We start from the raw sequence: 11,654 nt of genomic DNA, 5'->3' as shown, positions 1-11,654 counted from the left end.
CCCGAGAGCACCTGCCCGATCCGGCCCGACACTCCGACCAGTTCACTGACCAACCGATGCGCTCGCTCGCCTGACTAAGAGCGTCCCGGAGCGTCTCTGATCAGCCGTTTGGAGAGTAGATTAGAGAGTATCCGTGGAAAAGCCAAAGCCCCTCACCCACGTTTCCGCTGGTAAGGGGCTTTTCGGTGCGCCATCAGGGACTCGAACCCCGAACCCGCTGATTAAGAGTCAGCTGCTCTGCCAATTGAGCTAATGGCGCTTGGCCTTGCTGCATCGCCGTGGCGGTCTGCGCCGCTGCGGCCTTGCGGAGAAAACATTAACACCATGGTTGCCGAGATTAAAAATCGGCTGGTCAGATGCAGTTTCGCGTCATCTTCCGCGGTTGCAGCACGCGCGGCTCAGCGGAGGATCTTGCGCACCACCACGACCGCGACGAGCGCTCCGACGGCGATGAGTCCGTACTTGACCGGCGGACGGCTCACGATGGCGACGGCCTTGGTCTTGGCGTCGTCGGCCAGCCGCTGCGGATTAGCTCGCTCCACGAGCTGGTCGAGCGTGCCGGCGAGTTCCTCGCGGGCCTTCGTGATCTCCTGCTCGATGCGTGCGGTTTCGTCGGCCACTGCGATCCTCCGTGATCTGTCGGGACGTATAGACGGCTGTACGCTGCGCGAGTACACAACGGTTCTGAGCCTACAGAGTCAGACGTCGATCCGAATCCGATAGCCTGGCCGTATGTCTGCCAATGGACGACTTTCGGTCGGAGACAAGGCCCCTGCGTTCACTCTTCCCGACTCGACGGGCAAGCCGGTCTCGCTCTCGGACTACGCCGGCCGCAAGGTGATCGTGTACTTCTACCCGGCCGCGATGACGCCCGGATGCACCAAACAGGCCTGCGACTTCCGCGACAACCTGGCCGAACTGAACGACGAGGGCATCGACGTCATCGGTGTCTCGCCCGACAAGCCGGAGAAGCTGGCCAAGTTCGTCGAGCGGGATCAGCTCACGTTCCCGCTGCTGTCGGACCCGGAGAAGGAGGTCCTCGCCGCGTGGGGCGCCTTCGGTGAGAAGAAGCTGTACGGGAAGATCGTCAACGGCGTCATCCGCTCCACCTTCCTGGTGAACGAGGACGGAACCATCGGTGCCGCGCAGTACAACGTGCGCGCGACCGGCCATGTCGCGAAGCTGCGCCGCGACCTGTCGATCTGATCGACCCCGGCATCACTTCATGTCCGAGCATTCGACGTCCGACATCAGTTCCCCGGAACCGCTCGTCCCCCGCAAGCGGCCCACCCAGGAACGGAGCAGGCGCACCTTCGAGTCGATCCTCACCGCGGCCCGCGAGGTGCTCATCGACGTCGGCTTCGAATCGCTGACATGCGAGCAGATCGCCGCACGCGCCGAACTGCCGATCGGCACCATCTACCAGTATTTCGCGAACAAGTACGTGGTGGTCTGCGAACTGGACCGCAACGATTCGAGCGCGGTGCGCGACGAACTCACCTCGTTCGCCTCGGAGATCCCGTCACTCAAGTGGCCGGAGCTGCTGGAGAAGTTCCTCGACCACCTCGCCGAACTGTGGCGCACCGATCCCTCGCGCCGCGCGGTGTGGCTGGCCGTGCAGTCGACCCCCGCGACGCGCGCGACGGCCTCGATCAACGAAGGGATCCTCGCCGACCAGGTCGCGCGGATCCTGGCGCCGTTGACGCCGGATCAGCGCGACCGTCGGGCGATGATGGCCCAGGTGCTGGTCCACACCGCGTACTCGCTGCTGAGCTTCTCGGTCCAGGACGGTCACGATCATGAGATGACCGTGTACGAACTCAAGCGGATGCTCGGCGGCTATCTCATGCTCGAAGAGGTCTCCGGCCGGAGCTAGCTCTCGCCTCGATCCTCGAGGATCGCCACGGCGGCGGCCATGTCGCCGTCGTGGGTGAGCGATACGTGGATCGACAGTCCCGCGAGTGCCTGGGCGATGTCGCCGTGCAGCCGGATCCGCGGGCGTCCGTGAGCGTCCGACTGCACCTCGACGTCGTTGACCGCGGACTCCGGAAGGAGCGGCGCCAAGCCGAACCGGCTCGACGACCACGCCTTCACGACCGCCTCCCTCGCAGCCCAGCGGGCCGCGAGGTGACGCGCCTCGTCGCCGGTGCGCTCGGCCGCATCACGCCGCTCCCCCACGCTGAAGTGAGCGCCGAACGAGGAGCCCGGAGTGCGGAGTTGCTCGGCGAACTCCGGCACCGACACCATGTCGATGCCGACCCCGACGATGCTCACCGGGCGAGACCGTCCACGGCGTAAGCGCCCTCGTCACCGAGGCGGACCTCCGGATCGAGCAGGAGCCCGGCTTCGGTCTCGTGCTCGTCACCGTCGCCGAGGCGGCGGTCGGCGGGACGCTGGTACATCGCATCGCCGCCGCACATCGCCTGCAGCAGACGCTGACGGCCGTCGCGCAGACGCCGGGCGCTCTGCTCGCGGTACGTCGCCCGCTCGGACTCGTCGAGAGTGGCGACGAACGCCTCCGGATGCACCACCGCGATGAGACCCGAGACGTGACCGAAGCCCAGCGAGGTCAGCAGTCCGGCCTTGAGCGGGAAGCGTCCGCCCATGCGCAGGGTCTCGCGCGGCCACACCAGGTGCGGGTACTCTCGCATCTTCTCGTCGACGCAGTCCAGGCTGCGGTTCGGCGGGATGACGCCGTCGCGGAGCACCTGGCACAGGCCGATCAGCTGGAAGGCGGCCGCACCGCCCTTCGCGTGACCGGTCAGCGACTTCTGCGAGACGACGAACAGCGGCGCGCCGGTGTTGCGGCCGATCGCCTCGGCCAGACGCTCATGGAGTTCGGACTCGTTCGGATCGTTGGCGCGGGTGGAGGTGTCGTGCTTGGACACCACTGCCACGTCGTCCGGGCTCACCCCCAGGGCTGACAGCGCGGACGCCAACGGCGAGGCCTTCTCGCCGCGGGCCGCGCCGAGCGCCCCCAGTCCCGGCGCCGGGATGGAGGTGTGGACGCCGTCGCCGAAGCTCTGAGCCCAGGCCACCACGCCGAGGACCGGCAGTCCCAGCTGAGCTGCCACATCGCCGCGCGCCAGCAGCACCGTGCCGCCGCCGGCCGACTCGACGAAGCCGCCGCGCCTGCGGTCATTGGCTCGGGAGAACCGTCGGTCGTCGATGCCCTTGGCAGTCATCTTGGCCGAGTCGGCGGTCGCCGACATGTCACCGAATCCGACGATGCCCTCGATGCCGAGGTCGTCGAATCCGCCGGCGACCGAGAAGAGTGCCTTCCCGAGGCGGATCTTGTCGACGCCCTCCTCCACCGAGACGGCGGCGGTGGCGCACGCGGCGACCGGGTGGATCATCGCGCCGTAGCTGCCGATGTACGACTGCACGACGTGCGCGGCGACCACGTTGGGCAACGCCTCCTGCAGGATGTCGTTGGCCTTCGACTCCCCGAGCAGGGTGTCGACGTACAGCGACCGCATCGACGTCATGCCGCCCATGCCCGTGCCCTGAGTGTTGGCGACCAGACCCGGGTGCACCCAGCGCATCAGCTCCGACGGCGAGAAGCCGGCGGTGACGAAGGCGTCGACGGTCGCGACCAGGTTCCACAGGGCGACGCGGTCGACCGACTCGGCCATGTCCGGAGAGACGCCCCAGCGGACCGGATCGAAACCGGTCGGGATCTGGCCGCCGACGGTGCGCGACAGGCTCGCACGGCGCGGGACGCGGATCTCGGTGCCCGCCAGGCGGGTGACCGTCCAGTCGCCGGTCTCGGCGTTGGGTGCGATCCGGGTGCGTTCGGGGTCGGCCGAGACGAACTCGCGGGCCGCGGCCTCGTTCGGGACGGTGAAGGTCAGATCCTGGTCGAGGAACACCGACTCCAGCAGCGGCGAGGTGTTGTCGACCATCGCCCCCTCGTCGGCGTAGCGGCGGATGCCGCACCGTTCGACGACGGCGTCGTGATAGCGCTCGGCGATCTCCGACTCGGCGACCGGCTCACCGGACTCGACGTCGTACCAGCCGGCCTTCGGGGTCTCCTCCCACGTCACCAGACCCGTGGTCCACGCGAGTTCGAGGACGCCTGCGGCCGAGAGCTTCTCGTCCACCTCCATCTCGAATCGGGTGCGTGCCGAGCCGTAGGGGCCGACCTCGCCTGCGCCGACGATGACCACCAGATCCTCGGGGCGCGAATCGAGTTCGGGCCACGCGTGCTCGATCGGGACGTCGGCGCGGGCCGGCGCGGGAAGCGCCGCCACCGTGACGCCCGCGGTGCTCGCAGCGCCGTTGTCCTCACCGCCGTTATCCTCAGGGCCGTCCTCGGTCTGTGCCTCGGCGGCAGCAGCCGCCAGGGCCCGCAGATCGATCTTCTCCGGGTCGAGCCCGGCCGTCAGATCGGCGATCAGCGGCTCGGCGACCGCGCTCTCACGCGCCTGCTCCGAGCACAGTTCGACGAGGGCCGCGGCCATCTCGGGCGTGCTCCAGGTCTTGACGCCCGCGGCTTCGACGGCCTCGACGAGTCCGTCGTTGTGGCCCATCAGTCCGGTGCCGCGCACCCAGCCGATGAGGGCGTGCGCGAGGGTGGTCCGCTTGTTCCAGGACTCCTCGGCGCCCCACCGGGTGACGAGCGCGTCGAGCGCGGCCTTGGCCTCGCCGTAGGCGCCGTCCCCGCCGAACATGCCGCGGTTCGGCGATCCCGGCAGCACCACGTGCAGGCGGGCGTCGATGTCGTGGTCGGCTCCGATGGCCGACAGACCGGCGATCAGCCGTTCCACCGACCACAGCAGCACCTTCATCTCCAGTTCGGCGCGCGAACCGGCGTCGGTGAGATCGCCCGCCACCCGCGGCGCGGCGAACGGGAACAGCAGCGTCGGGCGCATCACCGGCTTGACGACGGCAGTGCTGGCACCGAGGTTCTCGGTCTGTTCGGAGCCGAGCCACTCGATCAGTCCGTCCACATCGCCGTACGACGCGAGGTTGGCCGGCACCACCCACAGCGCGGCGTCGTGCCGTGCGTGAGTGCGGTAGAGCTCCTTGTAGAAGTCCATCCGGTCGCTGTTGAGGCGCGAGGTGGTCGCGACCACCGTCGCGCCGCCGGCGAGCAGCTCGCCGACCACGGCCGCGGCGATCGATCCCTTCGACGCACCGGTGACGACGGCGATGTCGTCGGCGAACCGGCCGGGCTCGGGCAGCTGGGCCGCGTGGGCGATGGCACCGTACACATCGGCGTGCTCGCTGTATCCGAGGGCCAGGGCCTTGCCCTGCCACCAGGTGGCGTGCTCGGCGACCTGGTCGCCCGCACCGGTCATCGCCTCGGCCAGCTCGTGATGACGTCCGTGGACGTCCTCCTCGGAGTCCAGCCACAGGCGGGCGAGATCCTCGCGGGCGGTGGCCCAGCGGTCGTCGAGCAGCACCGCGCGCTCGGCGTCGAACGCCGGGGCGACGGTCCGCTGCCAGTCGGAGCCGAGCTCGCTGCTGACCAGGTCGGCCAGCTCAGCGGTGGGGTCGGTCTCGGCCTGCGAGGCGTCGACCACATCGGTCAGCCCCAGCTGATCGAGGATCGTGTGCGCAGTGCGTGCCAGGACGCCGCTCGGGCCGGTGATCTGCTCGGTGAATTCGCCGAGCGCCGCCGCGTCGACCGTCCCGCCGGACGCCGAGGCCGCGGCGGGCAGTTCCACGGCGATGCCGCGGGCCTGGCCGACGCTGCGGACCGCGCGGTCGATCAGCGCGTCGAAGTCGGCGGCCGAGCCGACCGCGCCATCGAGCAGATCACCCAAGTCGCCGCCCCGGACGCTGACGCCCTCGCGGGAGCCGAGGGCCACGGCCACCAGCGTGTGCCGACCCCAGCCCTCCCCCAGCTGCCAGGCGTTGGTCACGCGATCGGTGATGTACGAGGCGCGCTTGCCGATGGGACCGGCGATCTTGCGGATCTGGTCGCCGACGGCGTCGGTGAGCACGTCGCCGAGCGGCTTGTAACCGCGGGCCAGGGTGCTGACCGTGGACGCGAGCGCCCCCATGTCGGCCTCGGCCGCACCGTCGATGGCTCCGAGTCCGAGCTCGGTGCCGATGTCGAGCAGCAGCTGGTTGCGCCGGGACGACACGCCGTCGCACAGCGATTCGATGGTGTCGGCCGGGCCGATCTGCGCCGGCGTCATCTTGGTCCACAGGGCGATCACCGCGCGCACCGCGTCGGCCGGGCCGAACGCGATGTCGTCCGGTCGGGGCCCGGCGGCAGCCGCCGGAGCCGGAGCGGGAGCCGACGGTGCCGGAGCCGCGGCGGCAGCAGTCTCCGCCGGCGCCTCCTGCACCACGTCGTCCTCGACCGGCTCGGGTGCGGAGTCCTCCGCGCGCAGCACCGCTGCGTCGGACTCGGCGTTGAGCACCTCGGCGGCGGCTGCCGCGTAGTCGGGCAGCTTCAGGGTGTTGCGGGCCAGGCCGGAGAGCGTCGGGGCGTTCTTGACGCCCACCTCGACGAACCGGTCGATGCCCAGGCCGCCGTCGGCAGCCGGTGTGAACAGCAGATCCTGCGTCTCGATCCAGCGGACCGGGCTGGCGAACTGCCAAGCCAACAGCTCGATCAGGATGACGCGCGTCAGCTCGAAGGGCCGTGCGGCCCACGAGTCCCACTCGGCGAGCACCGCGTCGAGCGGATCGGACGGCACCAGTCCGGCGATCTCGGTGACGAACTCGCGGCTCAGGTTGAACAGCCGAGGCACCAGGTTCGGAATGTAGCGGCCGACGAGGATGTCGGGATCGATGTCGGCGGGCAGGAGTTCCTCGAGCTTGCCGCGGAACTCGGGCACGCCGGCGCGGAGCACCGTGGAGTGGAACGGCACGTCGATGCCGGGCACCAGGATGAAGGCGCGCTTGCCTCCGAACTCCTCGACGCGGCGGACGATCTCGGCCTCCAGCCGCTCCAGTCCGCGGACGGTACCGGCGATCGCGTACTGCGAACCGAGCAGGTTGAGGTTCACCACCTCGAGGTACTCGTCCACCTCGCGGCCGACGGACGCGACGAACTCCTCGACGTCGGCGTCCTTGAGACCGAACTGGCTGGGCCGGATGGCGGCCATGCGGTAGTCGGAACGGCCCTGCTCGTCGCGCGGAACCAGGTGGTGCATCGCGGAACCGCGCTGGAACACCACCTCGAGCACCGCCTCGAGCGGAAGCACGCCGGCGCAGGCGGCGAGCGCGTTGTACTCGCCCACCGAGTGACCGCAGGTGATGGATCCCTCGACGAAGGCCCCGGCTTCACGGAGCTCGGCGATCTGCGCGACACCGAGCGTCGCCATCGCGACCTGGGTGAACTGCGTCAGGAAGAGCACGCCGTCGGGGTGGTGGTACGTGGTGCCCTTCGCCACCAGAGTGGTCGGATTGTCGCGCACCACTGCGAGGATCGAGAAGCCGAGCGCCTCGCGGGTGTGCTTGTCCGCGCGGTCCCAGACCTCGCGGGCGGCCGCCGAGCGCGAGCGCGCCTCCAGGCCCATGCCCTTGTGCTGAATGCCCTGACCCGGGAAGGCGTACACCGTGCGCGGGGCGTCCAGCAGCGCGGTCGCCGCCATCACCAGTTCGCCGTCGACCTTGGCGGTCAGTTCGACGGTCTCCCGACCGGCATCCATGCCGACGCGGTCGATGCGGATGTCGACGGTGTCGCCGAGCCGGACCATGCCGAGGTAGCGGGCGGTCCAGCCGCGGATGGCGCGCGGAGCGGGAACCGGGTTCTCCCGGTCGCCCGCCGCCAGCACCTGCTGGGCCGCGGCCGAGAGCCACATGCCGTGGACGATCGGATCGCCCAAGCCGGCCAGGCGGGCCGCCAGCGCGTCGGTGTGGATGGGGTTGCGGTCTCCGGAGACCACGGCGAATCCGTTCATGCGGGCCGGTGCGGTCAGCGAGGCCGAGCGCAGGAATTTCCGCGTTCCCGGCTGCTCACCGGCGGCCGCGCCGCCCGCGCGGACCGGGTCGGGCAACGCGGCCGAACCGATCCGGCCGCGGATGGCGAAGCGCTCACGCAGCACCGCGATCGGAGAGTCGTCGGCGGCGGCGACCTCGACATGCACCTCGACCACTCGGCCGACGCCGGTGTCGGAGACGCCGATGAGGCGGGCGGTCACCGTCAGCTCGGTGTCGACCGCGGGGATCTCACCGGTGAGCTCGACCGCGTGGTCGAGGTGGACCAAGTCCAGCAGACCCTCGACCACGGGATGGCCCGCGTCGGTCCGGGCGGCGCCGATGACGCTGAAGACGCTGGGCCAGCAGGCGACGACGAGGGTGTCGGGCACGGCGAAACCGTTCGGGGCCACCGGCGTGGTCGGGGTCAGCGGGCCGGGCAGGCTCGACGCGGTCGCTCCGCTGTGGTCGGCGACCGAGTCGGCCTTCCAGGCGACCGTCGACGTGACGACGCCGTCGACCGAGTCGAGCAGCGAGCCGCCGGCCGCGACGGTCAGGAGTTCGGTCATCGCGTCCGCCGCGCCGGCCGTGGTGATCCGAGGGCTGCCGCCGTCGGTCGCCCGGAGGTCGCCGGTGAACGGGATGCGCAGAATCGAGCCCGACACCGGGACCACCAGGTCGAGCCGGATCTCATCGTCGGCCGTCTCGGCATCGGGGACGAAGGCGACCATCGCGCCGCTGGGGTGTTCGGCGTACTCGCCGTCGTAGAGCTTCCAGGCGTCGCGGTCGCCGAGCAGAGCGATCGGGTTGCGGACCTGTCGGCCGGCCCACAGCACGTCCTCCGCTTCGATGAGAACGCTGAGCGGTCCCGACTCCGGGACGATGTCGCGGTGACGGCGGGCCGCGACCACCCGTGCCTGCTCACCGGCGGCCCGCAGGTCGGCGGTGACCTGCGCCTCGAAGCGGTTCAGCAGTTCGCCGACCGGCTCGTCGACGCGGGTGATGCCCGCGACGGCGACGGTGCCCGGGATGATGCAGACCTGGTCGGCCGAGTAGCGGGCGTCGTGCGCCTGCCACAGCGAGTCGCTGCGGTACCAGCGACGGACGTCCTTGTCGATCACCGGAACGAAGTTCACGGGCTTGCCGGGCGTACGGCACAGCTCGAGGAAGAACGCGACGTCGGCCGGGTGGAGGATGTCGGAGTCGATGGCCGGGTACAGTTCGGCCAGCTCGGCGATCGCCTCGTGCGGGTTCGGGACATCGCCGGCGAAGGCGGAGACGAACTCACCCGAATCGAGCTCGTTCATGCGCGCCTCGGTGCGCCGCAGCATGTCGGAGAAACGCTGCTCCCAGGTGATGTCGGCCCACTCGAGGGGCGCCTGCGCGCTGCCCACGGCGAGTTCGGCGTAGCGGTCGAGCCACTCGCGGTAGGTCATCGTCGCGACGTCGCCGAAGTACGGCTTCGCGGTCGCGGCGAGGGCCTCGATGATCTCGTCGCGGCGTTCCGCGACGGCGTCGGCGTCGCCGGCCACCTCGTCGAGCAGGCGGCCGGTGCGCGAGGCCGAGTTGTCGATCTCGTGGATGTCGGCGCCCAGCTGGCTGCGGCCAGAGGCCATGCCCGCCTCCGCGTGACCGGCACCGATCCAGGTGTCGCAGCCCTGGGTCTCGACGAGGAGCTGCTTCACCTCGGGTGCGGTGGTGGCCTCGAGGGTCGCCATCGCCGCGGTGCCGACCAGAATGCCGTCGAGCGGCATCGCCGGGTAGCCGTGCGCTGTGGCCCACGCGCCGGTCAGGTACTCGCTGGCACGCTCGGGTGTGCCGATGCCACCGCCGACGCAGAGCACGATGTTGGGACGGTCGCGCAGTTCGGCGTAGGTCGCCAGCAGCAGGTCGTCGAGGTCCTCCCAGGAGTGGTGACCGCCTGCGCGTCCGCCTTCCACCTGGACGATCACCGGGAAGTGCGGCACCTGCAACGCGATGCGGACCACCTGACGGATCTGGTCGACGGTGCCGGGCTTGAACGCGACGTAGTGCAGGCCGGCCTCGGTGAATTCGTGGACCAGGTCGACGGCCTCATCCAGTTCGGGGATGCCCGCGGTGACGATCACGCCGTCGAAGGGCGCTCCCTTGGCACGTGCCTTCTGGACCAGCTTGTTGCCGCCCAGCTGCAGCTTCCACAGGTACGGATCGAGGAACAACGAGTTGAACTGGACCTGGCGGCCGGGTTCGAGCAATTCCTGCAGACGCTCGAGGTTGCCCTCGAAGATCTCCTCGGTCACCTGACCGCCGCCCGCGAGCTCGGCCCAGTGGCCGGCGTTGGCGGCCGCGGCCACGATGGCGGGGTCGACGGTGGTCGGGGTCATGCCCGCGAGCAGCATCGGCGAGCGGCCGGTGAGACGGGTGAACGCGGTGTCGACCACGGTGCGACCGTCGGGCAGGTTCACCAGGCGCGGCGCGAACACCGACCACGGCCGCGAGACCTCCGGAGCCGAGCCGGGGACGAAGAGGTTGCGCTGACCGCCGCGGGTGGCCGCGGCGATCACGCCGACGCCCTGCCCGCGCAGGTTCGGCGCCGACAGCCGCGACGCGAGATCGGCGGGTCCGAAGTCGATCACCCAGCGAGCGCCGGAGTCGACGGTGTCCCCCACCAGCTCCACCCAGTTCACCGGGTCGACGAGCACGGCCGCGGCGTGCCTGCGGACCAGCCCGGTGTCCAGACCGCAACGCTGAGCCCAGTCGACGGCCAGTTCCACCGCCGGTGCGAGATCGGGGTGATGGAAGGGGACGGTGACGTTGAGGTCCTCGATGACCGGCGAGAAGGGCGTGCCGCCGGTGACCTTGCGCTTGCGTTCGTCGGCCGCGGCGGCCGCGCGGAGCTCGGCGAGCGCACTGAACGCCGCGAGATGGCGCGGCGAGCCCGTCAGCACCACGGTGCGCCGGGAGTTCACGATCGCGACGGTCGGCAGTCCCGTGGCGTCGGCGGGCTGTCCCGCGACGTACTCGGCGAGCAGTTCGTCGATCTGCGCGGGGCTCACGCCGGCGACGGAGATCATGGGGGCGGCCTCGTGGGTGCCGAGCAGACCCGTCCGGCGGGACACGACGGTGGCCGCCGCGCCGATCAGCTGAGCGATCGCCAGCAGGTCGGACTCCGCGACTGCCGGCAGCTGGCCGTCGGCGGCCACGGCCTCGGTGGCGAGGATCCCCTGCGAGTGGCCGATGACGGCGCTGGGCGGAAGAACCGTGGTGTCCAGCCCCTGCTTGCCGAGGTTCGACACGGCCGCGAGCTGGGTGAGCAGGATCCCGGGCAGCGAGACGAGCGCGTCGGCCAGTTCGGTCTCACTGGGAACCGGCAGTTCCTCGTCGTGCGCGCGGATCCAGGTGAGGGGCTCGAAGCGGTCGGCGCCGGCGGCGGCGAGCTCGTCGGCGACCGGCTCGAGGACCTCGCGCGCGTCGTCGGCGATTCCGGCGATCGTCTCGCCGAGATCGGCGTCGTTCACCAGTTCGGTGAGCGTCGGCAGCCACGCGCCGCCCTGTCCTCCGAAGCAGATCGCATAGCTCTCGCCTGCGGCGAGACGGTCGAGCAGACTTCCGGAATCGATTCTGTCGGTGTGCTGGCCGGTGCGGTGCTGGTCGAGGGTCACAAGCTCTCCTGTCGATGCGTCACGTCGGACATGGCCCGTCGCTGGAACGTGGCCAATCGTCGCACAGAAACATGAGGCATCCCTCATGTTTGTTGGCGACCGACAGGTATACCCGCTGGTAGACCGGCGGGT

Annotated in this window: 5 protein-coding genes and 1 tRNA gene; 2 read left to right on the top strand and 4 right to left on the bottom strand. The window is 70.2% G+C overall.

Translation table 11 applies throughout. The annotated features are described in order from the left end of the window. Positions 1 to 186: 186 nt before the first annotated feature. Together ACZ5QD_RS02845 and ACZ5QD_RS02840 are read right to left on the bottom strand one after the other, a co-directional pair. Positions 187 to 259, bottom strand: a tRNA-Lys gene (locus ACZ5QD_RS02845). 139 nt (positions 260 to 398) lie between these two features. Then, positions 399 to 620: a DUF3618 domain-containing protein gene (locus ACZ5QD_RS02840; RefSeq protein WP_006896542.1), complete on the bottom strand. Its 222-nt coding sequence runs from the start codon at positions 618 to 620 to the stop codon at positions 399 to 401. A gap of 112 nt (positions 621 to 732) precedes the next feature. On the opposite strand from ACZ5QD_RS02840, the gene bcp reads away from it, so the two are divergent. Continuing rightward, a complete protein-coding gene (gene bcp / locus ACZ5QD_RS02835) occupies positions 733 to 1,206 on the top strand; it encodes a thioredoxin-dependent thiol peroxidase (RefSeq protein ID WP_006896541.1) in 474 nt (157 codons plus the stop codon). Between the two features lie 19 nt (positions 1,207 to 1,225). Beyond that, positions 1,226 to 1,876: a TetR/AcrR family transcriptional regulator gene (locus tag ACZ5QD_RS02830; RefSeq protein WP_006896540.1), complete on the top strand. Its 651-nt coding sequence runs from the start codon at positions 1,226 to 1,228 to the stop codon at positions 1,874 to 1,876. Here the strand turns inward: ACZ5QD_RS02830 and acpS are convergent. Further along, complete coding sequence (gene acpS, locus ACZ5QD_RS02825; RefSeq protein WP_062367943.1) at positions 1,873 to 2,274, bottom strand: holo-ACP synthase AcpS; 402 nt, start codon at positions 2,272 to 2,274, stop codon at positions 1,873 to 1,875. The genes ACZ5QD_RS02830 and acpS overlap by 4 nt on opposite strands. Further along, positions 2,271 to 11,522 carry a fatty acid synthase subunit beta domain-containing protein gene (locus ACZ5QD_RS02820; RefSeq protein WP_464367099.1) on the bottom strand — a complete coding sequence of 3,084 codons (9,252 nt, stop codon included), beginning with the start codon at positions 11,520 to 11,522 and terminating at the stop codon, positions 2,271 to 2,273. Before ACZ5QD_RS02820 ends, acpS begins: the two co-directional genes overlap by 4 nt. Between the last annotated feature and the right edge of the window lie 132 nt (positions 11,523 to 11,654).

This window comes from Gordonia sp. J1A (assembly GCF_055393515.1).
This window is presented reverse-complemented; position numbering and strand designations above follow the sequence as displayed.